This is a genomic window from Aeromonas sp. SCS5 (assembly GCF_001887375.1).
Lineage (GTDB): Bacteria > Pseudomonadota > Gammaproteobacteria > Enterobacterales > Aeromonadaceae > Aeromonas > Aeromonas jandaei.
This window is the reverse complement of sequence record NZ_LFCS01000006.1, coordinates 31,610-52,788: the sequence shown is the minus strand read 5'-3', so window position 1 is coordinate 52,788 and position 21,179 is coordinate 31,610. Positions and strand designations below refer to the sequence as shown.

The following is a 21,179-nucleotide window of genomic DNA, read 5'->3' as shown; positions in this document are numbered from 1 at the left end:
CCACAGTCGTTTTAATAGGAAGGATTATGATATCTGGCATTCTTGCGTCCCCCGGTATCGCATTCGGTAAGGCGCTTCTTCTGAAAGAAGATGAAATCGTTATCAATCAGGGCAAGATCTCTGCTGACCAGATTGATGCCGAGATCAACCGCTTCCTCGAAGCCCGCACCAAGTCAGCTGCACAGCTGGAAGCCATCAAAGAGATGGCCGGTCGCACCTTCGGCGAAGAAAAAGAGGCCATCTTCGAAGGCCACATCATGTTGCTCGAAGATGAAGAGCTGGAAGGGGATATCAAATCCTTCATCAAAGATAACAAGGCATCCGCCGACAAAGCCATCTACGAGGTGATCGAACAGTACGCCAAGATGATGGCCGAGCTGGACGACCCCTATCTGCGCGAGCGCGCAACCGACTTCCGTGACATCGGTACCCGTCTGGTCAAGAACGTACTGGGCATCGCCGTTGTCAACCTGAGCACCATCGACGAAGAGGTGATCCTGGTCGCCAAAGACCTGACCCCGTCCGAAACTGCTCAGATCAACCTGAAATATGTGCTGGGTTTCGTTACCGACATCGGTGGCCGTACCTCCCACACCTCCATCATGGCCCGCTCTCTGGAGCTGCCGGCCATCGTGGGCACCAACGACATCACCGATCGCGTCAAGAACGGTGAGATGATCCTGCTCGACGCCATCAACAACAAAGTTGTGATCAACCCGAGCGAAGCCGAGCTGACCCAGTTCAAAGAGACTCAGGCCCGTTATCAGGCTGAGAAAGACGAGCTCGCCAAGCTGAAAGATCTGCCTGCCATCACTCTGGATGGTCATCAGGTCGAAGTGTGTGCCAACATCGGTACCGTCAAGGATACCGAAGGTGCCATCCGCAATGGCGCCGAAGGCGTGGGTCTGTACCGTACCGAGTTCCTGTTCATGGACCGTGACGCGCTGCCTACCGAAGACGAGCAGTTCAAAGCCTACAAAGAAGTGGCCGAAGCGATGCCGGATCAGCCGATCATCGTGCGTACCATGGACATTGGCGGCGACAAAGAGCTGCCGTACATGAATTTCCCGAAAGAGATGAACCCCTTCCTGGGCTGGCGTGCAGTGCGTATTTTCTTCGACCGCGAAGACATCATGCACGCTCAGCTGCGGGCCATTCTGCGTGCGTCTGCCTTTGGCAAACTGCGCATCATGTTCCCGATGATCATCTCTGTCGAAGAGTTCCGTAGCCTGAAAGCTACCGTAGAGACGCTGAAAGCTGAACTGCGCGCCGAAGGCAAAGCCTTTGATGAATCCATCGAAGTGGGTATCATGATCGAGACCCCGGCTGCTGCCGTCATGGCTCATCATCTTGCCAAGGAAGTGGATTTCTTCAGTATCGGTACCAACGACCTGACCCAGTACACCCTGGCTGTCGACCGTGGTAACGAGATGATCTCCGCGATGTACAACCCGCTGTCACCCTCCGTCCTGACCCTGATCAAGATGGTTATCGATGCATCCCATGCCGAAGGCAAGTGGACCGGTATGTGTGGTGAACTGGCTGGTGACGAGCGTGCCACCCTGCTGCTGCTGGGTATGGGTCTGGATGAGTTCTCCATGAGCGCCATCTCTGTACCGCGTATCAAGAAGCTTATCCGCAACACCAACTTCGAAGATGTGAAGGCAATGGCTGATCAAGCACTGAGCTTTGCCACCGCTGCTGAAATCGAAGCATGCGTAGATAACTTTATTAAGCAGAAGGCAGTCTGCTAAGATCGGCTGCAAACAGCGAAAAATCATCTCTAGGAGCTTTATATGGGTCTGTTCGACAAACTGAAGAAACTGGTTTCCGACGATAGCTCTGACACCGGTGGCATCGAAATCTTTGCTCCGCTGTCTGGCGAAATCGTGCCGATCGAAGATGTGCCTGATGTCGTCTTCGCCGAGAAAATCGTTGGTGACGGTATCGCCATCAAGCCGGCTGGCAACAAGATGGTTGCTCCGTGCGACGGTACCATCGGCAAGATTTTCGAGACCAACCACGCGTTCTCTCTGGAATCTGACTCTGGCATCGAGCTGTTCGTTCACTTCGGTATCGACACCGTTGAGCTGAAAGGCGAAGGCTTCAAGCGTATCGCTCAGGAAGGCCAGCAGGTCAAGCGTGGCGACACCATCATCGAGTTCGATTTGGCCGTTCTGGAAGCGAAAGCCAAGTCTACCCTGACTCCGGTGGTCATCTCCAACATGGACGAGATCAAAGAGCTGGTGAAGATGACTGGTGCCGTGACTGTGGGCGAGACCCCGGTGATCCGCATCAAGAAATAAGCCGTGACAGGCCAAGCGCCTGTTACTGCAACAAAAAACCGAAGCCTTGTGCTTCGGTTTTTTTATGGCTGCGATCCGGTCCAGAACCCCTTTCCTCTCCTCCCTTACTCTTTCGCGACCACCACCCGGTTACGCCCCTGCTCCTTGGCGAGGTAAAGTGCCCGATCCGCCATCATCAGCAGGTAGTCGATGCTCTGATCGCCCCGGGTAGCGGCGCAGCCAAGGCTGATGGTGAGAGTGATACTCTGTCCCTGCCATGGCATGATCAGCTCGCTGACCTGCTGGCGCAGCCGTTCGGCCCGGCAGGTGGCCTGCTCCAGCGTGTGATCCGGCAAGATCAGCAGAAACTCCTCGCCGCCCCAGCGGGCCAGGCACTCCCCCGGTTGCAGCAGTTCTGTCATGGTTTCGGCAACGGCGCAGAGCGCCGCATCCCCCGCAGGGTGACCGTAGCGGTCGTTGATCTGCTTGAAGTGGTCGATATCGCCCAGCACCAGGGCAAAGGCATCGCCCTGCATCCGGTGGGATTGCAGCTGCTGCTCGGCACCACGACGGTTGCACAGCTCGGTGAGGGGGTCGGTACAGGAGAGGCGGCTCACCTCTTCCACCATGCACTGCAGGTCGTGAATGTCGCGGAAGGTGACGATATGGCCATTCGGGATGGCATCGGCCCCCAGCTGGGCCGTTACCACGAACCAGCGGTGCTGGCCATTCTTGCAGCGGATCAGGGCGGGCATCTCCGCCACTTCTCGCCCCTCTTGCAAAGAGCGCTCTACCTCGGTGTGCCAGGCCTGAATGATCGCGCTGCGGTAGGTTGCATCCGGATAGGCGAGGCGGAACCAGCTGGCCATATCGGGCAGATCGGCCAGGTCATACCCGAGCTGCTCGCGAAAGGCGCGGTTGAGAAAGCGATGGCGACGCACAGGGATGCTGTCACCGGTATCGGGCAGACCCTCGCGGCGCGCCACCGATTCTGACACCAGAATGGGGAGCGGTATCACGTCAAAGGAACGAAACAGGATCTGCTGCAGTTCTCTCTCTTCCATCGTCACGTGGTGCTCCCTGATCCTTTTGTCACTTTCTCTAACATAGGTTAGCCAGCGCAGGTGGTAAATGGATTTCTGGGGCGCGGCGGGGGAGAGCTATCGTCTCATCTGAAAGCAGGGGAAAAGGGGGCTGGAGCAGCATGTTGCACCGGTTCGGAGGGGGTCGCTGGGTGTCTGCCGATGTCACCAGAGCGGCTTGCGGCAATGATTCAACGCGTTTAGCGGCTTATTTTATAAACAATTTTGTTTATAAAATAACGGTATTCTGGCGCCACAGAGGGCAACACTTGCCGGGTGGCCACCTCCCCAGGGCTTGCCGAGCCTTCTCCGATCCGCTGACCGATCATGTGAACGCAATAAAAAAGCCGCTCACACAGGTGAGCGGCTTTGCTGGTTTCTCTTCCCTTAAGCGGGCTGTTTGCCCTCGTCAGCGGGAGGTGGCGGCAGGGCGCCGGAGTTGGATTCGACCTTCTGCTCCTCCCCCTGCATGTTCTTGATGTAGACATCCATCTGGTTGAAGGCGATCTCGATGCCGTTCTCGCGGAACAGCTGGTCGATCTTGCGGTTCAACTCGTCCACCGCCGGGTTGCGATCCCCCAGCTCGCTCACGAAGAAGCGCAGCTCGTGATCCAGGGTGCTGGCACCGAAGGTGAGGAAGTAGACGATGGGCGCCGGGTCTTTCAGCACGCGGCTGTTCTCGTCCGCCGCCTGTTTGAGCAGGGTGCGGGTCAGCTCCAGATCGGAACCGTATGCCACGCCTACCCGCACGATGACCCGGGTCACGGTGTCACTCAGCGACCAGTTGATCAGCCGCTCGGTCATCAGCTGCTGGTTGGGGATGATCACCTCTTTGCGGTCGAAGTCGGTCAGGGTGGTGGCGCGAATGCGGATCCGCGAGACGGTACCCGAGAAGGAGCCGATGGTGACGGTGTCACCGATCCGCACCGGACGCTCGAACAGGATGATGATGCCGGAGACGAAGTTGGAGAGGATCTCCTTCATGCCAAAACCGATACCGACTGACAGACCACCCGCTACCCACTGCAGCTTGTCCCACTGCACGCCCATCATGGAGAGGGCGGTGAGGGAGCCGAAGCCGATCAGTACGTAGTTGAGCATGGTGGTGATGGCGTAGGCCGTCCCCTGAGCCAGATTGAGCTTGGAGAGCACCAGCACCTCCAGCAAGCCCGGCAGGTTGCGTGCCAGCGACCAGGCGCCACCGAGCATCAGGAGGCCGATCAGCACGTCACTCAGGCTGATGGGGAAGAGCACGGCATTGGCACCGGTGCCTTCAGTGCGGTGCCACAGCACCATGCTGTCGAGATAGGAGAATACCGCGACCAGATCGGACCAGAGCCAGTAGAAGGCGACGCCGAAGATCAGCATCAGCACGGTACGGGTCAGACGCAGGGACTGCTGGCTGACATCCTCCAGATCCATCGGCTGCTCTTCGATGGACTCGCCACCTTCCGCATCTTCCGAAGATTTGTGCTCACGTTTGGCCACCGCGCGGCGGTAGGCCAGACGACGGGCCGCCAGCTCCAGCCCGCGCAGGGCGGTGCGGTAGACCAGGCTCCAGATGATCAGCAGATAGAAGGATTCGATCAGGCGACCGGTGAGCTTGAGCGCGGTGTAGTAGTAGCCGAGTACCGCCAGCACGATCAGCGCCACCGGGGCCAGGGCCAGCGCAATGGCAGTCATGGTCTGGGCCATGCTCGCCTCGCCCTTGATGCGGGCGCGGGAGATGGGAAACACCAGATAGGCGGCCAGCGCCAGCAGGATCAGGGTGAGAGCCTGACCAATCACGTCGTTGCCCAGAGAGGAGGGTTCTACCACCGCCTTGGTCGACAGCATGATGAGGGGCAGCAGCGGCAACCAGAGGTAGCGCATGCTGTTGCGCTTGGCCTGCAACTCGGCGCGCGGGATGCGGAAGTGGGATTCACCGAGTCCGCCCGGGCGCATCACCGCCATGTAGATGCTGAAGACCAGATAGCTGAGGGCCAGGTTCAGAGTGATCTGGAAGATGAGCTTGGGGCTCAGCAGACCACAGTAGGTGAGCAGCAGGCCGCCCGCCAGAATGAACAGGCTGCCCGGCAGGCGCTGCAACAGGGTAAAGAAGAGTGCGCGCGGGGTGTGCCACTGGCTGTCCTGACGGAAGCGGCCCAGATCCTTGGCAATCTTTTTCTGGCGTTCGGCCAGTGCCGGACGCTTCCACATCAGCAGGCCGCCGATCAGCAGCAGCGGGAAGGCGAGCAGGGAGATCCCCAGCAGCTCTTCGCGCCACTGGCTCCAGTCCGGTTTTAGCACCCAGTCGGAGGCCTGTTTGTAGGCCTGGGCGGGCCAGCTGATAAACCACTTGAAGTCGATCGGTTTGTTGCTGCTTACCCAGAAGATGTGCTGTTGCAGGGTAAATTCGATAGAGGCATAGACCCGCGCCAGCTGCTGCTGGGTCAGCTGCAGGCTGATGGCGTTGGTGAGCTGGCTGTCGAGCTGGCGGTTGAGCTGATCGAGCAGGTTGATGCGGGTATCGATGAGTTTGGCCAGGCTCTCCTTGTCTTCATCGCTGACCGGCTCCTTGCTGCTCGCGATCAGGTTATCCAGATAGAGGTTCTTCTGGAACAGCTGGTCACGCTGCTGACTCAGCTCGAACTGGGCCAGATGCAGATCGGCGATCTGCTCTTCCAGGTTTTTCACGGCGATGGTGGGCGCCGCTTCCAGCTGTTGATAGAGCTGATAGAGGATGCGTGACAGCAGCAGATTGCCCTTGAGCATCTGCACCTGTTCGTTGAGGTTGCGCTCGGTCTGGGTGCCGCGCTCCAGCCAGCTCTTGGCCTGCAGGTTTTTCTGGACCAGCGAGTTGAGGTTGGTGGTGGCGCTGATGAGTTGCTGGCTGAGCTGGTGGTTGAGAACCTGCTCTTTTTGTACCAGCGGGCTGTCTTCGGTCGCTACCAGCTCGCCGGTCTGCTCGGCGGTTTTCTCGGTGTCGCCGAGGCGCTTGGCGCTGCTCTGCTCCTGCAGCAGTTGCAGCTTCTGCTCTTCACTGGTGAGGCGGGCGTTCTGGTAGTCGCGCTGTTTGACCGCCAGATCCTGCATGCTGGTACGGTTGTCCAGATCCTTTTGCAGCTGGGAAAGTTGCAGGTCGAGCAGTGCCAGCTCGGTATTGAGCTTCATCTTCTCGGCGCTGCTGACGCTCTCGCCGGCATTAAGGCGGCTGCGGATCTCCTGACTGCGCTGGTAGGCGCGGCTCATGCTGCTCTGGGCGCGCTCCGGCAGGGTCTGCAGGTTGGTGAGCTGGCTGCCGATGGCGCCGAGCGCCTCCTGGGCGGCCTGCATGTTGGCCAGCACATCGGGCTGGCGGTTGTCGAGCTCGGCCAGACTCATGCTGGCGTATTCGCTCTTGATCTGCTCCGGGCTCTTGCCCTGGGTCAGGTCGTTGAGCTTGGCGCTGATGTCGCGCAGCTCACCCGGCAGATTGCGAATGCGCTGGGCCTGCGCCTTGGCTTTCGCCTCCTCCTTGTCGATGCTGTCGAGCAGGGTGAGGGTTTCAGTCAGAAACTTCTGGTCGGCCTGCTGGCTGACGGTCAGGGTCTCGGATTTGCCCAGATTGTCCAGCGCCCGCTGGACGGAAGCGCGGGATGGAACATCCTGCGCCATGGCTTGCGGGGCACCGCAGAGGCTGACGAGTAGGCAGAGCAGCGGCAACAGGATGGCCGATGCTCTCTTGAAGGGTGTTGATTGCATATAACTTCCGGGTTATTGCGCGGTAATTGGGAAATTTCCCACCTGGATTAAATCCGCGGGGATTCTAACACCGGCATCCGTTGGTAAGCAGGGGGGAGGGATAAAAAAAACGGCGCCCGCAGGCGCCGTTTTCAGCTTGTTCAGTTCCGATTAAAGAACGTGAACAGAAGCGGTGTTGGTGGTGCCGCTCGGTACCAGAGCACCGGAGACCATCACAACCACGTCACCTTTCTGGCCCATGCCGATTTCCAGCGCGGCTTCTTTACCGATGCGATAGAAATCGTCGGTAGAGGCGATGCTGTCAACCACGTGAGCAACCACACCCTTGGTCAGAACCAGCTGGGCAGCGGTCTTCTTGTTGGTGGTGATCGCCAGGATCCAGGCTTTCGGGAAGTACTTGCGGATAGCCTTGGCAGACTTGCCGCCTTCGGTGGCAACCACGATCAGCGGGGCGTCCAGCTTCTCGGAGGTCTCGACCGCGCCTTTACATACGGCTTCGGTGATGCGCAGCTTGTTGCTGTCGTTAGAAGCAGACAGGTTGGACGGCATCACGGCATCGGTACGCTCGCAGATGGTGGCCATGATGGTCACGGCTTCCAGCGGGTACTTACCCTTGGCGGACTCACCGGACAGCATGACTGCGTCGGTACCGTCCAGGATGGCGTTGGCCACGTCGCCGGCTTCGGCGCGGGTCGGACGCGGGTTCTTGATCATGGAGTCCAGCATCTGGGTGGCAGTGATAACCACTTTGCGGGCCTTGTTGCACTTGGCGATGATCATCTTCTGGGCGAAGATAACCTCTTCAACCGGGATCTCGACACCCATGTCGCCACGAGCAACCATGATGCCGTCGGACACAGCCAGGATTTCGTCGAAGTTGTCCAGACCTTCCTGGTTTTCGATCTTGGAGATGATCTGGATGTTCTCGCCACCGTGGGCTTTCAGGTGCTCACGGATTTCCAGCACGTCTTCTTTCTTGCGGATGAAGGAAGCAGCAACGAAATCAACGCTCTGCTCGCAGCCGAAGATCAGGTCGCGCTTGTCTTTCTCGGCCAGGGCCGGCAGCTTGATGGAGACGCCCGGCAGGTTGACGCCCTTGTTCTCGCCCAGATCGCCGTTGTTCAGTACTTTACAAACAACTTCGCGCTCGGTGATTTCGATGACGTCCAGACCGATCAGGCCGTCGTCAACCAGGATGCGGTTGCCGACGCGCAGGTCGTTGGCGAAACCTGCATAGGTCACGGCCACTTTGTCTTTGTTGCCAACCACGGTCTGGTCGGTGGTGAAGGTGAAGGTCTGGCCAGCAACCAGTGCGACGTCATTGCCACCTTCCAGCTTCATGGTACGGATTTCCGGACCCTTGGTATCCAGCAGGATAGCTGCGCGCTTGCCGGTCTCGGCCATCACTTCGCGCAGGTTGCGGATACGGGTGCCGTGCTCTTCGTAATCACCGTGAGAGAAGTTCAGGCGCATGACGTTCATGCCGGCGTCCAGCATTTTTGCCAGCATTTCTTTGGATTCGGTCTTGGGACCGATGGTGCAGACGATTTTGGTCTTTTTCATGTCAGTCTTCATGGTTAAGGAGTTTCCGCCGAGCAATATACACCAGTTTTTGGATTCTTTTTATGATCCAGAAACAACGTTTTGACCAGATAACGTTTTCTTTTCAGGGATAACGTTTTCCTGTTGGTCACTTTTTAGAGCATGCATCCACTGGTCTGAGCTGATTGACGACAAATGTTGCCATCTGTGTCTTATTGGCGGAGAGAAGGTTCAGATGTTGTAAAATGACCACCTGCTCACTGTCACCGTCTTGTCACCAGCTTGCGCAAAGATGTTAGCCCATTGGCGCGCTTGTGAAGGGGAAACAGATGGAAAACAGCCCATGGGGTGGCCCGGTTCTGCTTTTGCTGGCGGGGGCACTGCTGCTGGCCCATGCCATGCCTGACGCCAGCTGGCCGGGCAATCACCACTGGCGCTCAGCCTTTACCGGCAAACACTTGGCCGAAGGAGCGGCACCGGTCTCGGCAGAGGTGGCCGCAGAGCGATTGCTGTTGCAGGAGTGGCTGGCGCAGGGGGCGGCGACCCGCGTAGCCCTTTCCGGCGAGAGGCATTGAACGGTCATCAGGTTGCGGGGGCAACCGCAAAACGGGTTAACCAGACGGGTTGATCTCTTTTGACAATGGTTGGGCTGGGTGCCTGATTATCAATAATGGGTTGATAGTGCTTATCCATTCAGCCTGATTGTTAACCCGTTGAGGCGGGCTGATAATGAATTCAGCGGCGTTGCCTCGCGGCAAAAATCGCCATCCAAACCCTTGCTGGAGTCACTGTTATGTCCCTCGCCCCCGTCTGGTTTATCTCCCACGGCGCACCGGATCTGGTGTTGCGTGATCAACCTGCCACCCGATTTCTGAGCACCCTGCGGCTGGGGGAGCTCAAGGGATTGGTGGTCATCTCCGCTCACTGGTTCAGTCGCGAGCTGCAGATCAACGTCGAGCCCAAACCGGCGCTGATGTACGACTTCTATGGTTTCCCCGAGCCGCTCTACCGGATGCGCTGGCCAGCCAGCAGCCCTGAATGGTTACAGCAGGCGGTGGGCGATCAGCTGACGCTGGCGGGGCTGGCAACTACCCCGGTGCGGCGCGAACTGGACCACGGGGTCTGGTCACCGCTCTCCCTGATCGACCCGGACAGCGAGATCCCGCTGGTGCAGATCTCCATCCCTGCCAGCTTCACCCCGACCCAGCTCTGGCAGCTGGGGGAGGCACTTGCCGAATTGCGCAGTCAGGGGATTGGTATCCTCGCCTCCGGCGCCATCACCCACAACCTGCGGGCCTTGGGGCCCGAGGGGTCGCCGGTGCCGCGCTGGGCGAGCCAGTTTGTCGACTGGCTGGAAGGGGCGATGGCGGCAGGGGAGCGAGAGGCATTGCTCGATTACCGTCGGCTGGCCCCCGGAGCGGTGGAGTCCCATCCCCACGACGATCACCTGCGCCCGCTCTTTGTGGCGCTGGGGGCCGCGCAGGGCAAGGCACCGACCCTGCTGCACGAGAGCTGGGATGGCGGCAGCCTCTACATGGGGGCCTACCGCTTCGATTAACGAGCGCCGTGCAAACAAGAGCCCGCCAATTGGCGGGCTCTTGTCGTTTTGGGGATTGGCTATGGTCAGGGGACGATAACCCGGCTTTCGCCGCCACCGAGGGCTTCCACCCTGACTTGTACGCCAATCCGCTCCACCAGGGTCTGGACGTGGGAGATGACCCCGATCTGGCGGCCGGCGGCCTGCAGGGAGTCGAGGCTGGCGAGCGCCAGATCCAGACTGTCCGGATCGAGCGTGCCGAACCCCTCGTCGATAAACAGCGATTCGACCTGGGTCTGCCGCGACGAGAGGCTGGAGAGGGCCAGCGCCAGTGCCAGCGACACCAGAAAACTCTCGCCGCCGGAGAGGGAGTCCACCGAGCGCACCTCGTCCCCCATATCGAGATCCACCACCTGCAGCGCCAGATCGGTGCCGGGCACCCGCTCCAGCCGGTAGCGCGGCGAGAGCTCGGCGAGCTGGGCGTTGGCCTCCAGCAACAGACGTTCGAGGGTGAGGCTCTGGGCGAAGGTGCGGAACTTGGCGCCGTTGGCCTGCCCGATCAGATCGCACAGCTGCTGCCAGTGGTCGGCCACCGCCTGCTGGGCGGCCAGCTCCTGCTGCAGGCTGCCCGCCTTGAGGGCGGCCGCTTCGGCTTGCGCCAGCGTGCTCTTGCACTCGAACAGTTGCTCGTCTAGCTCGCGGCAGTGGGTTTCCAGCGCCGTGAGCCGCAGCAGCAGCTCCTCCTGCGGCAGGGCAGCCAGCTCGGGGTGATGCTCGCGATAGCGTTCGCGCTTGCTCTCCTCCAGCGCCAGCGCCCGCTGCCGCTCGGCAAGGCGGGTGCGCGCCTCGCCAACCGCATCCTCCAGCCCTTGCAGGGCGGCGCGGCGCGCCTTGAGCTCATCGGGGCTGATGGCCAGCAGGCGGCGCAGGTCATATTCGACGATGCCGAGGGTACTGGCGTGGGCAGCCCAGCGACCCAGCACCTCCCGTTTGCGGCGGCTGCTCACCTGCTTCTCCTGCTCCACATGGCTGAGGCGGGTCTTGAGCTCGGTCTGCCGCTCGCGCAGGGTGCGGGCACTCTGTTGCATCGCCTCCAGTTCGCTGGCGAGCTGCTGCAGTCGTTGCTGCCAGCGATTCTCGACCAGTGCGATCTCCTCGCCACCCAGACAGGCGGCGCGGCTGGTGAGCAGTCCCTGCCGCTGCTGCTCGTGCTCCTTGTAGTCCCGCTCCAGCTTGTGCAACAGTTCGCGCTGGGTCTGCAGGCGCGTTTCCTGGGCACTCAGGGCCGGGGTGAGGCTGGCGATCTCGCTGGCCAGCCGCTCCCACTCGCTCTGGCCATGCAGCCAGGCCTCGCAGGCCCGCTGCCACTCGCGCCACTGCTGGCTGCCGAGCCACTGGCGCCAGGGTTGGCCAGCCATCTGTTCATCGAGACGGTTGCCCCCCTGTTCGAGGCGCTGGCGCAGGGTCGCTTCCTGTTCGCCCATTGCCTTCACTTCCCCTTCCAGCGCGATGCGATGACGGTCGGCCTCCTGCCACTGCTGCTCGAACTGCTGGTGCTGGGCGCCCAGCTGGCTCAGCTGCTGACGCACCCCCTGCAACTGCTGCTGGCCTAGCTGGGCCTGACGCAGCAGCTGCTGGCTGTGGGCCAGTCCCTGCTCCAGCGTCTGGCCGTGGCCGAGCAGGGTGCTCATCAGTTCGTTCCACTCGATGGGGCTCTGGCGCAGCGGCAGCGGATGGCCCAGCAGGGTATCGCCTCCCAGCTGCAGCCAGCGCTGGGTCAGCTGTTCGGCGCGCGCCTCCAGCTCCGGCAGGTGCTGCTGGCGCACTGCCAGCTGGCGAGCCAGCTCCTGACGCTCGCTCTCGCACTGAATGTATTGGTGGTTGAGCCGTTCCCACTCCAGTTCGAGGCTGCGGGCCCGCTCCGCCAGTTGACCGAGAATACCCGCCACCTGCGGCTGGCTCTGGCTGTAGGGGTGCTCCTCGGCGCCGCAGAGCGGGCATGGGGTGCCATCGCTCAGGATATGGCGATACTGCTCGAACGTGGCCACTGCCCGGGACTGCTCCAGCGCGTGGCGCGCCTCGTCCCGCTGCAGGGCGAGCCGCTCGCGGGCTGGCGCCAGCTCGTCGCCAAGGGTGGCGAGTTTGCCGAGCGCCTGCTCCAGCTGGGCAATCTCCTGTTGCAAGCGGGTATGTTGCTCGCCGTGATTGCGGCCATAGTCGGCCAGCTCCAGCAGCTGGCGCAGCTGGCCCAGCTGTTCGGTCTGTTGCTGCCACTGCTCCTGCGCTTTGGCGAGGCGGCTCTCCCACTGCTGCTCCTGCAGCTCGTTCTGTTGCTGTTGTAGCCGCGTCTGTTCATGTTGCCAGTAGTCGCGCTCCTGCTGGCCCTGTTCCAGCTGGCGTTGCAGCTGCTGCAGGGCGCGCAGCTTGTGATCGCGCAGGGTGAGCAGTTGCTGCAGCTTGTCGGCATCCCCGGCCCAATCCTGCATGGCGGTGAGCAGGGGCTGCCACTGGCGGGCGACCGGTGCCAGCTCCTTGTTCTCTTCCAGCCAGAGGCTCCACTGCTGGTGCTGGCGCCTGAGCTGTTCCACCTGCTGACTCTGTTCGCGCCACCCCTGCTCGAGGGTGAGCTGCACTTCCCGCTCCTGGGTTCCCTCCTGCTGGATCTTCTGTAACTGCTGCTGCTTTTCCCGAATGCGGGTGTCCAGCTCCTGCGCCCGCTTGAGTTCGGGTTGCAGGGCGCCCCATTCGCGCTCGGCGGCGATCTTCTCTGCCAGCAGCTGCTGTTCGGTGAGGGCGCTCTGCTGGGTCTGCTCCTCGAGTTTGGCCAGCTCCGGCCCCAGCTCGGCGATCACCTTCTCCTGCTGCTGCACCTCAAGAGTGAGGCGGGCCAGCTCGTCGTGATCGGCGCGGGCCACCTGTGCCTGCTCGGCGCGGGCGAACTCCTCGCGCTCGGGAGCGGCGGCGCCGTGGGCCTGCAGAGCGGCCTCCAGCGCGGCTTCACCCTCGCTGCAACCTTGCTGCTGGGTGGCGATGCGACCGTTGAGGTCACGCAGATCCTGCATCAGCTGCTGCTGTTGCTGTTCATGCTTGAGGGTGGTGGCGAGGCTCACCTGCCGGCTTACCCACTGCTCGCGGGTCGCCTCGTCCATCAGCGCCACGTCGCCGAGGCGCTGGGTGATGGCGGCCATCTTCTGCTGCTCCTCCCGCGCCCGCTCATAGGTCTGGATGGAGATGGCGGAGTAGAGCTCGGTGCCGGTCATCCGTTCGAGCAGGGCGGAGCGCTCGTTGGCGTCCGATTTGAGGAAGGCGGCAAACTCCCCCTGCGGCAGGATCACCGCACGGCGGAACTGCTCCCAGGAGAGCCCCACCAGTTCATCGATGCGATCCTGCAGCTCCCGCTTGCTGCCACTGAAAACTTGCCCCGACTCGACATCGGTCAGGGTGCGCTCCTGCGCCTGAAAGCGCCCCTCGGCGCGGTTGCGGGCACGGCGCACCGCCCAGCGGGCCAGCCAGATGCGGCCATCGCAGCCACGAAATTGCACCTCGGCAAAGCCGCTGGCGTGACCGCGACTGAGGATGCCGCGCACGTCGTTGGCCTTGAGCTTCTCCTCGTCATCCATGCGGCCCACTTCGGCCACGTTCTTGCGATTGGCGATAAAGCGCGGCATCTCGTCGTAGAGGGCGAGACAAATGGCGTCGAGCAGTGTGCTCTTGCCGGCGCCGGTATTGCCGGTGATGGCAAACAATCCTGCGGCACCGAGTGCCCCGCGGGTAAAGTCGATGGTGAAGGTGCCGGTCAGACTGGCCAGATTCTCACCAGACAGAGACAAGATTTTCATTGGTTTGACTCCTTCACCTGCTCCAGGATCTCTTCAAACGAGGCGACCAGCTGTGCCTCGGGTTCCCCCTCGAACTGGCGCTGATAGCAGAGGCGAAACACCTCGGTGGGGGAGAGCTCATCCAGCCTGCGCCGCTCGCGACCATCGGCCAGTCCTTCGCCAGAGCCCTGATATTGGGTGCTGATACGGGCCAGCCGCACCGGTTTGTCGGCGATGGTAGCGAGAATCCGCTCGCGAATGCGGGCTTCTGGCTTGGGCAGCAGCAGCCGCACTTCGAGGAAGGGCTGTGCCTCTTGTGGACAAGGGGGGAGCGTCAGTGCCTCGATGGCTTCGAGTGCCTCGTCGAGAGGGCTCTGGGGCAGGCGGATCATCTCCACTGCGCGGGGCACCGGGATTCGCTCCAGCCCGGCCAGTTTGCCCTCTGCAAAGGTCACTTCCAGCACCTGATGGTTGTAGTTGGCTTCGGCGAGCGAAAGCGGCAGCGGCGAGCCGCTGTAGTGCACCCCCTCGGCCGGGCTCTGGGCCAGATGGAGGTGACCGAGTGCCGTGTAGTCGGCACCGGCAAAGAGTTCGGCAGGCAGGGCGTGCTGGTTGCCGCCGAGCACCCGCCGCTCTGAAAGCTCGGAGAGCTGGCCCGCCGCCAGATAGGCGTGGCCCATGGCGATGAGCGGCAGATCCTCGCCGCAGCGGGAGCGCCCTTCGGCCAGCACCTCGGCGTAGATTTGGCGTACCCCTTCGATCAACCTGTCCTGCCCCTCTGCCAACTGCTCCACCCGCAAGTCGCTGCTGCGCAGGAACGGCACGGCGGCGCACCAGGCGGCAATCTTGCCCTCCCGGTCTTGCAGCGGTACCAGCAGACGGTCGGTGTCGAGTTTGCCCTCACTGTCGCGGCTGATGCTGCCTACCAGATGCAGATCAAAGGCCCGCAACAGCTCGTGGGGGGCATCCAGCTTGGAGGGGGAGTCGTGGTTGCCGCCGATCAGCACCATGTTGAGGTGAGGCAGCTCGGCGCGCAGCCGCGCCAGAAAGCGGTAGAGCTGCTGCCAGGCGCTGGCGGGCGGATTGGCGGTATCAAACAGATCGCCCGCTACCAGCAGGGCGTCGATCTCGCGCGCCTTGAGGGTGTCGGTCAGCCAGTCGAGGAAGGCATCGTGTTCGAAACGGCGGTCGTGACCATGGAGTTGATGGCCAAGATGCCAGTCGGCGGTATGGAGGATTTTCATGAGAAAGCAACCCGGATCCTGGGACGGTGCCGGTGGCACCCGATGGTGACAAGATGAGGATGCCCCGTGCTTTTTTCAAGTAAAACAAGGGGCTGCCGTCAGTTCATGCGGGTTCGCAGCACATCTTGTACTGGGGGTGGCCGGTAAGGGGATCGGACTCCTCTGCCTCGATGACAAAGCCGTGGCGGCGGTAGAAGCGCACCGCCTGAGAGTTTTCCACGAAGACTCTGGCGTGGAGCGACGCACCCTGACGCTTGGCCTCCTGCAAGAGGGCATGGCCGACGCCGCGTCCCTGTCGGTCGGGGCGCACAAAGAGGGCGGCAAGGTAGTTGTCTACCAGCGCCATAAATCCGAGCAGGTCGCCGCGCTCCTCGAACACCCAGATGTAGGCGTGATCGAGGTAGCGGGTGCGCAGATCCTCCTGAGCCTGCCACCAGCAGGAGGCATCGACGAAATCGTGGGCCTGCAGGGAGGCCAGCAACCAGATTTCGACGATCTCGTCCATGTCTTCGGGGCGACTGGGCCGCAACATATCTTCATCCTTGTTAACAACTTCACCTTCGCAGTCTAGGGGAACTTGATGACAGTTCCGGTAACCGGTATGGCACCCTGTGAAGTCGATCGCCCTTTATTTAGCAAGAATGATTGGCTGATCACAAAGCGCCGCTCTAGTACAATGCCCGCCGGACAATCTATCGAGACCGAGGACGCCATGTGGTTTAAAAACCTGCAGATTTATCGCTTTACCCGCCCCTTCGACCTGACCGTTGAGCAGCTGGAAACCCAGCTGGAGGCCTGTGCCTTCACCCCTTGCGGTAGTCAGGACATCTCCCGGTTCGGGTGGGTCAAGCCCCTTGGCAAATTCGGCTCAACCCTGACCCACAGCGCCTCCGGCCATATCCTCATCTGCGCCCGCAAGGAGGAGAAGATGCTGCCCGGTACCGTGGTCAAGGAGATGCTGGCGGAGAAAGTAGAGGCGATCGAGTTCGAGCAGGGCCGCGCCCTCAAGAAGAAAGAGAAGGAAGCGCTGAAAGAGGAGATCCTCCACACCCTGCTGCCGCGTGCCTTCAGCCGTACCAGCCAGACCTTCGCCTGGATCAATCCGGCCGACAACCTGATGGTGGTGGATGCGGGCTCTGCCAAGAAGGCGGACGACCTGCTGGCTCTGTTGCGCAAATCCATCGGCTCCCTGCCGGTAGTGCCGGTGGCCCTCAAGAACCCGCCCGAAATCACCATGACCGAGTGGCTGAACGAGGGCAATCTGCCTGCCTCCTTCACCCTTGAAGATGAAGCCGAGCTGCGCAGTGCCATGGAGCATGGTGGCATCATCCGCTGCAAGCAGCAGGATCTGATGACGGATGAAATCAAAAACCACCTGGCCAACGACAAGCTGGTGACCAAGCTGGCTCTCAACTGGGGCGAGACCGTCAGCTTCGTGCTGGGGGATGATCTCTCCATCAAGCGCCTGAAGTTCAGCGAAGAGCTGCGCGAGCAGAACGACGATGTGACCAGCGAAGATCCGGCCGCCCGTCTGGATGCCGACTTCGCGCTGGTGACCGCCGAGCTCTCCCAGTTTATCCCGGCGCTGTTTGCCGCCCTGGGTGGCGAAGAGCAGTCCATCTGAACTGATTCAGCCTGATTGCAAAAAACCGCCCGAGGGCGGTTTTTTTATGGGCGCTGATGGCCGGAGGCAATCCCGAACAGAGAGGGCCGACTGGTGGTCGGCCCTCTCCTAGACGTCGAAGCTCAGCTCGGGCGTGGGGGTTCGCCACAGGGGATTATTTGATACCCAGCAGCTCCACATCAAAGATCAGCACGGATCCCGGCGGAATTTTGCCGGCGGCGCGGTCACCGTAGGCGAGGTTGGCCGGGATATAGAAGCGGGTCTTCTCCCCTTCCACCATCAGCTGAACTCCTTCAGTCCACCCCTTGATCACCTGATTGAGGCCAAACTCGATGGGCTCGCCACGGGCGACCGAGCTGTCAAAGACGGTGCCGTCCAGCAGCTTGCCCTCGTAGTGCACCTTCACCTTGCTGGTGGCAGTCGGGTGAACGGTGCCGGTGCCCGGAGTCAGCACTTCGTACTGCAGGCCGGAGGCGGTGGTGGTCACCAGCGGTTTCTCCTTGTTGCTGGCGAGGAACTCGGCCCCCTTGCGAACATTATCTTCGGCCAGCTTCTTGTTGTTGCTGCTGGAGTAGAAGTAGTAGGCGACACCGGCAACCAGCAGCGCGATCAGTATGAATTTCATCGGTTTTCCTATTCCAAGAAAGACAAAGAGTGCAATGAGGGGCCATCTTATCGCGCACCGCCCCTGATGGCGAGCCACAGGGCGGGAGGATGTGAGCGGGCAGGCAAAGCAGGGTGGCGCAGACGTAAAAAGGGGCGAGTCGGTGACTCGCCCCTTTTTATGGCGGCAGCGCTTACTTGGCGGCCACCATCATCAGAGCTGGCAGGGCGAAGAAGAGACCCGCCACATAACCGAGTGCCAGCAGCTTGTTCTCGCTGCCTACCCGGGCCAAGCCCTCGGCGGCGCGCACCGGCAGGTCACGCAGGAACGGCAGGCCATAGATGAACACCACGGCGAAGACGTTGAACAACACGTGGACCAGCGCAATGGTCAGGGCCAGCTGGGCACCGGCTCCGCTGATGGCGGTGGCAGCCAGCAGGGCGGTGATGGTGGTACCGATATTGGCGCCCAGAGTGAAGGGGTAGAGCTGGCGAGTGCTGAACACACCGCCGCCGGCCAGCGGGATCATCAGGCTGGTGGTGGTGGAAGAGGACTGCACCATGATGGTCACCAGCGCACCGGAGGTGATGCCGCTCAGCGGGCCACGGCCCAATGCCTTGTGCAGTACCTCTTTGGCGCGGCCAACCAGCACCTTCTGCAGCACTTTGCCCAGATAAGTGACGCTGGCCAGGATCAGCAGGATACCGATGACGATGGTGGCGATGGCGGCACCCTTGCCCGGCAGGAAGGATACGGCACTGTCGATCAGCTGCTGGGCCGGTGCGGTCAGCGGCTTCATGAAATCCATGCCCTTCATCGACATGTTGGCAGAGCCCACCAGCATGTTGGCCAGCCATTCGGCGCTATGTTGCAGCAGACCGAACATCAGCTCCAGCGGCAGGAAGATGACCACGGCCAGCAGGTTGAAGAAGTCGTGTACGGTGGCGGCGGCGAAGGCGCGGCGGAATTCGGTACGGTCGCGGACATGGCCCAGCGAAACGATGGTGTTGGTGATGGTAGTGCCGAGGTTGGCACCCATGACCATGGGGATGGCCATGCCGATGGGCAGGCCGCCGGCAACCAGACCGACGATGACCGAGGTCACAGTGCTGGAGGATTGTACCAGCGCGGTCGCCAGGATGCCGAGCAGCAGGGCGACGAAGGGGTTGTTGGCAAACGCGAAGATCTGGGCTGCGCCCTCGGCGCCGCCGGAGAAACCTTTGAAACCGTGGGAGACTGCGCCGACGGCTACCAGGATCAGGTAAACCAGGGCGATGACACTCATCCAGTTGAACAGGGCGCGGGTCGCTGACTGCTGCTGTTGGGAGTCACTCTGTTGCATAAAGCCTCTTGGGACGGCCGTGCCGTCTTGGGTTGTTGATGACCCGCGCATTTAATCAGTGGTTAATGACAGAAATATGACAACGTGACATTTCGATGATGTTTTTATGACGACAAGCTGCGGCGACAAGCGCTGACCGAGCCGGTTGGCTCTGGGGTGGCAAAAGGGGGGGACGAAGGCACTGCCGCCTTGCCAGCTGGGAGGTGATCGCTACACTGCGCCCCTTTATTGGCAAGCAGGAGTAAACAAGATGATGCGTGCATGGATCCTCTCTCTGTCGCTGGGGCTGCTCTCGGCAGGGGCACAGGCCAGCCTGTTGAAAACAGATTGCAACCTCGACAAGGCCCTCAAAAACGAAGCGGTGAACGCCACACTGGGGGTCAAGGGCAACTGTGATACCAGCAAGCTGGTGAAGCAGGAGAAAGAGAAGGTGAAAGCCGAGGTGCAAAAAGGCCGCACCGACCTGCTGGGCGAGAAGCGCGCCGACCTCAAGGAGAGCGGTAACGGTATGCAGCAGAAGATGGACAAGGCAAACCAGCAGCTGCACAAGGCGGAACAGGATGCCAAGACCATCGCTCGCGATCCGCTCAAGGCTGCGGCGACCGCCGTGCTGGATAAGCAGTAAGCAGACCGGGCCCAAGCCCGTGTGACCGGCAACAGACCGGCAGCAAAAAGGGGAGCCATGGCTCCCCTTTTGTTATGCGCTATCCGCAGGCGATCAGGCGTCGGCCGCCTCTTCGTACTGACGGAACGGGATACGGAACACCGCCAGACGCAAGAACAGATAGGTCACGCCGAGGCCAGCCCAGATCAGGCCAAGCTCGAGGGAGCTCTGCTCCAGGTTGATCCAGAGGGCGCCGATGGTGGCGGCACCGAGCAGCGGCATCAGCAGATAGACGATGTGGTCCTTGAGGGTCTTGTTGCGCTTCTCGCGCACCCAGAACTGACCGATCACCGACAGGTTGACGAAGCTGAATGCCACCAGCGCACCGAAGTTGACCAGCGCCAGCGCGGTATCCAGATCAAACGACACGGCGGAGAGAGCCAGCGCACCGACCATCAGCACGTTGATGGCCGGAGTGCGGTATTTCGGGTGGATGTACCCAAATACCCGCTCCGGGATCATGTGGTCACGACCCATCACGTAGAGGATGCGCGACACACCGGCGTGAGCCGCCATGCCGGAGGCCAGTACCGCGACCGTGGTGCAGACCAGTACCACTGACTGGAAGAAGGTGCCGCCGACGTAGAGGGCGATCTCCGGCAGTACCGCATCCGGATGCTGGAAGCGGGAGAGGCTCGGGAAGTAGAGCTGCAGGCAGTAGGAGACCACCACGAAGATGATGCCGCCGATAAGGGCTGTCAGCACGATCGCCTTGGGGATCACCTTGCCGGCGTTAGGGGTCTCTTCGGAGAGAGAGCTCAGCCCGTCAAAGCCCAGGAACGAGAAGCAGAGGATGGTTGCACCGGTGAAGAGCGGTACCAGCTGTGCTGACTCGAAGTGGAACGGACGGCTGCTCATCAGGGTGCCGGCGCCTTCACCGTGGTAGATACCCCATGCCATCAGACCGATGAAGATGGTGATGATGGCCAGCTGGATCACCACGATGAGGCCATTGAAGTTGGCCACCAGGTTGATGCCGCGCAGGTTGAGGAAGGTCATCACGGTCACCAGACCGAAGATGAAGACCCAGGGCTCGACACCCGGGAACATGGCAGTCAGGTAGATCTTGGCCAGCAGGATGTTGATCATCGGCATGAACATGTAGTCGAGCAGGGAGGACCAGCCGACCATGAAACCGATGTAGGGGTTGAACACTTTCTGGGCGTAGGTATAGGCAGAGCCCGCAGAGGGGAACTTGCGCACCAGATGGCCGTAGCTGAAGGCAGTCAGCAGGATGCCGCCGAGGGCCAGCAGATAGGCAGTGGCGACCCGGCCTTCGGTGATGTCACCGACGATGGCGAAGGTATCGAATACAGCCATGGGGGTCAGGTAGGCCAAACCCATGACGATCACTTGGGTCAGGGTCAGGGTTTTGAGCAGCTTGGCGCCTTGAGATGCCATTACGCTTTCTCCTCAATCAGTGCCGCAGCACGTGCTTGCAACGAGTACAGGATTGCGGTGGATTCGCAGGCCTGCAGATCAAAGGCGCCGGGGAGGCGCAAACCGGTATTAGCCGGCAGGAAAGCATTGAAACGCCCCATGTTTTTCCTCATTAACGTCGGGAGATTGTTGGCAATCTCGGGTATCACTTCCGGAACGTTTCCGGCCTCTTGTAGTGGGTTTGCACTGCTCTTCAAAATACAAAAACCGATGTCGCAGTGAACATCGGTCCTTTATTGGCGGCATATTGTGCATTCGGGATTCCCCCTTGACA

The 21,179-nt window shown here is 61.1% G+C and carries 16 protein-coding genes; 6 read left to right on the top strand and 10 right to left on the bottom strand.

The window, feature by feature from the left end; all coding sequences use genetic code 11:
• The first annotated feature begins 26 nt into the window (after nt 1-26).
• Nucleotides 27-1,754 (top strand): phosphoenolpyruvate-protein phosphotransferase PtsI, encoded by a 1,728-nt coding sequence (gene ptsI / locus BS300_RS08075; protein ID WP_041208245.1) that lies wholly within the window; start codon nt 27-29, stop codon nt 1,752-1,754.
• A gap of 42 nt (nt 1,755-1,796) precedes the next feature.
• Nucleotides 1,797-2,306 carry a PTS glucose transporter subunit IIA gene (gene crr, locus BS300_RS08070; protein ID WP_005303134.1) on the top strand — a complete coding sequence of 170 codons (510 nt, stop codon included), beginning with the start codon at nt 1,797-1,799 and terminating at the stop codon, nt 2,304-2,306.
• A gap of 104 nt (nt 2,307-2,410) precedes the next feature.
• On the opposite strand, the gene BS300_RS08065 is transcribed toward crr, so the two are convergent.
• From BS300_RS08065 to pykF, 3 genes are all read right to left on the bottom strand, one after another.
• Nucleotides 2,411-3,349 carry a sensor domain-containing diguanylate cyclase gene (locus tag BS300_RS08065; protein ID WP_071912038.1) on the bottom strand — a complete coding sequence of 313 codons (939 nt, stop codon included), beginning with the start codon at nt 3,347-3,349 and terminating at the stop codon, nt 2,411-2,413.
• A 405-nt stretch (nt 3,350-3,754) separates the two neighbouring features.
• Nucleotides 3,755-7,090: a mechanosensitive channel MscK gene (gene mscK, locus BS300_RS08060; protein ID WP_071912036.1), complete on the bottom strand. Its 3,336-nt coding sequence runs from the start codon at nt 7,088-7,090 to the stop codon at nt 3,755-3,757.
• 150 nt (nt 7,091-7,240) lie between these two features.
• Nucleotides 7,241-8,653, bottom strand: coding sequence for a pyruvate kinase PykF (gene pykF, locus BS300_RS08055; protein WP_042033075.1), 1,413 nt, complete (start codon nt 8,651-8,653; stop codon nt 7,241-7,243).
• 308 nt (nt 8,654-8,961) lie between these two features.
• Here pykF and BS300_RS08050 point away from each other — a divergent pair, with 308 nt between their 5' ends.
• Entirely contained in the window at nt 8,962-9,207 is a 246-nt protein-coding gene (locus BS300_RS08050; protein WP_071912034.1) for a hypothetical protein, read from the top strand.
• Between the two features lie 218 nt (nt 9,208-9,425).
• Nucleotides 9,426-10,190, top strand: coding sequence for a class III extradiol ring-cleavage dioxygenase (locus tag BS300_RS08045; RefSeq protein WP_071912032.1), 765 nt, complete (start codon nt 9,426-9,428; stop codon nt 10,188-10,190).
• 65 nt (nt 10,191-10,255) lie between these two features.
• On the opposite strand, the gene BS300_RS08040 is transcribed toward BS300_RS08045, so the two are convergent.
• The 3 genes from BS300_RS08040 to BS300_RS08030 form a co-directional block, all read right to left on the bottom strand.
• Nucleotides 10,256-14,008 carry an AAA family ATPase gene (locus BS300_RS08040; protein ID WP_071912029.1) on the bottom strand — a complete coding sequence of 1,251 codons (3,753 nt, stop codon included), beginning with the start codon at nt 14,006-14,008 and terminating at the stop codon, nt 10,256-10,258.
• Nucleotides 14,005-15,231, bottom strand: coding sequence for an exonuclease SbcCD subunit D C-terminal domain-containing protein (locus BS300_RS08035; RefSeq protein ID WP_071912028.1), 1,227 nt, complete (start codon nt 15,229-15,231; stop codon nt 14,005-14,007). Before BS300_RS08035 ends, BS300_RS08040 begins: the two co-directional genes overlap by 4 nt.
• Before the next feature lie 103 nt (nt 15,232-15,334).
• Nucleotides 15,335-15,763 carry a GNAT family N-acetyltransferase gene (locus BS300_RS08030; protein ID WP_071912026.1) on the bottom strand — a complete coding sequence of 143 codons (429 nt, stop codon included), beginning with the start codon at nt 15,761-15,763 and terminating at the stop codon, nt 15,335-15,337.
• A gap of 180 nt (nt 15,764-15,943) precedes the next feature.
• On the opposite strand from BS300_RS08030, the gene rdgC reads away from it, so the two are divergent.
• A complete protein-coding gene (gene rdgC, locus BS300_RS08025) occupies nt 15,944-16,855 on the top strand; it encodes a recombination-associated protein RdgC (RefSeq protein ID WP_033113354.1) in 912 nt (303 codons plus the stop codon).
• A gap of 154 nt (nt 16,856-17,009) precedes the next feature.
• On the opposite strand, the gene BS300_RS08020 is transcribed toward rdgC, so the two are convergent.
• Nucleotides 17,010-17,480 carry an FKBP-type peptidyl-prolyl cis-trans isomerase gene (locus tag BS300_RS08020; protein WP_033113327.1) on the bottom strand — a complete coding sequence of 157 codons (471 nt, stop codon included), beginning with the start codon at nt 17,478-17,480 and terminating at the stop codon, nt 17,010-17,012.
• A gap of 172 nt (nt 17,481-17,652) precedes the next feature.
• Nucleotides 17,653-18,801, bottom strand: coding sequence for a sodium:phosphate symporter (locus tag BS300_RS08015; RefSeq protein ID WP_071912024.1), 1,149 nt, complete (start codon nt 18,799-18,801; stop codon nt 17,653-17,655).
• 250 nt (nt 18,802-19,051) lie between these two features.
• On the opposite strand from BS300_RS08015, the gene BS300_RS08010 reads away from it, so the two are divergent.
• Entirely contained in the window at nt 19,052-19,426 is a 375-nt protein-coding gene (locus tag BS300_RS08010) for a hypothetical protein (RefSeq protein ID WP_225315422.1), read from the top strand.
• A 93-nt stretch (nt 19,427-19,519) separates the two neighbouring features.
• On the opposite strand, the gene BS300_RS08005 is transcribed toward BS300_RS08010, so the two are convergent.
• Complete coding sequence (locus tag BS300_RS08005; RefSeq protein ID WP_041208258.1) at nt 19,520-20,866, bottom strand: APC family permease; 1,347 nt, start codon at nt 20,864-20,866, stop codon at nt 19,520-19,522.
• Entirely contained in the window at nt 20,866-21,006 is a 141-nt protein-coding gene (locus tag BS300_RS21370) for a hypothetical protein (RefSeq protein ID WP_167334751.1), read from the bottom strand. The genes BS300_RS08005 and BS300_RS21370 overlap by 1 nt, the downstream gene beginning before the upstream one ends.
• Nucleotides 21,007-21,179 lie beyond the last annotated feature (173 nt).

What these genes read in the sequence shown, in the direction of transcription:
- crr (WP_005303134.1), top strand. Translation starts at nt 1,797, where the DNA reads ATGGGTCTGTTCGACAAACTGAAGAAACTGGTTTCCGACGATAGCTCT.
- BS300_RS08050 (WP_071912034.1), top strand. Translation starts at nt 8,962, where the DNA reads ATGGAAAACAGCCCATGGGGTGGCCCGGTTCTGCTTTTGCTGGCGGGG.
- BS300_RS08015 (WP_071912024.1), bottom strand. Translation starts at nt 18,801, where the DNA reads ATGCAACAGAGTGACTCCCAACAGCAGCAGTCAGCGACCCGCGCCCTG.
- BS300_RS08045 (WP_071912032.1), top strand. Translation starts at nt 9,426, where the DNA reads ATGTCCCTCGCCCCCGTCTGGTTTATCTCCCACGGCGCACCGGATCTG.
- rdgC (WP_033113354.1), top strand. Translation starts at nt 15,944, where the DNA reads ATGTGGTTTAAAAACCTGCAGATTTATCGCTTTACCCGCCCCTTCGAC.
- BS300_RS08040 (WP_071912029.1), bottom strand. Translation starts at nt 14,008, where the DNA reads ATGAAAATCTTGTCTCTGTCTGGTGAGAATCTGGCCAGTCTGACCGGC.
- BS300_RS08065 (WP_071912038.1), bottom strand. Translation starts at nt 3,349, where the DNA reads ATGGAAGAGAGAGAACTGCAGCAGATCCTGTTTCGTTCCTTTGACGTG.
- pykF (WP_042033075.1), bottom strand. Translation starts at nt 8,653, where the DNA reads ATGAAAAAGACCAAAATCGTCTGCACCATCGGTCCCAAGACCGAATCC.
- BS300_RS08020 (WP_033113327.1), bottom strand. Translation starts at nt 17,480, where the DNA reads ATGAAATTCATACTGATCGCGCTGCTGGTTGCCGGTGTCGCCTACTAC.
- ptsI (WP_041208245.1), top strand. Translation starts at nt 27, where the DNA reads ATGATATCTGGCATTCTTGCGTCCCCCGGTATCGCATTCGGTAAGGCG.
- BS300_RS08005 (WP_041208258.1), bottom strand. Translation starts at nt 20,866, where the DNA reads ATGGCATCTCAAGGCGCCAAGCTGCTCAAAACCCTGACCCTGACCCAA.
- BS300_RS08010 (WP_225315422.1), top strand. Translation starts at nt 19,052, where the DNA reads ATGATGCGTGCATGGATCCTCTCTCTGTCGCTGGGGCTGCTCTCGGCA.
- BS300_RS21370 (WP_167334751.1), bottom strand. Translation starts at nt 21,006, where the DNA reads ATGGGGCGTTTCAATGCTTTCCTGCCGGCTAATACCGGTTTGCGCCTC.
- BS300_RS08035 (WP_071912028.1), bottom strand. Translation starts at nt 15,231, where the DNA reads ATGAAAATCCTCCATACCGCCGACTGGCATCTTGGCCATCAACTCCAT.
- BS300_RS08030 (WP_071912026.1), bottom strand. Translation starts at nt 15,763, where the DNA reads ATGTTGCGGCCCAGTCGCCCCGAAGACATGGACGAGATCGTCGAAATC.
- mscK (WP_071912036.1), bottom strand. Translation starts at nt 7,090, where the DNA reads ATGCAATCAACACCCTTCAAGAGAGCATCGGCCATCCTGTTGCCGCTG.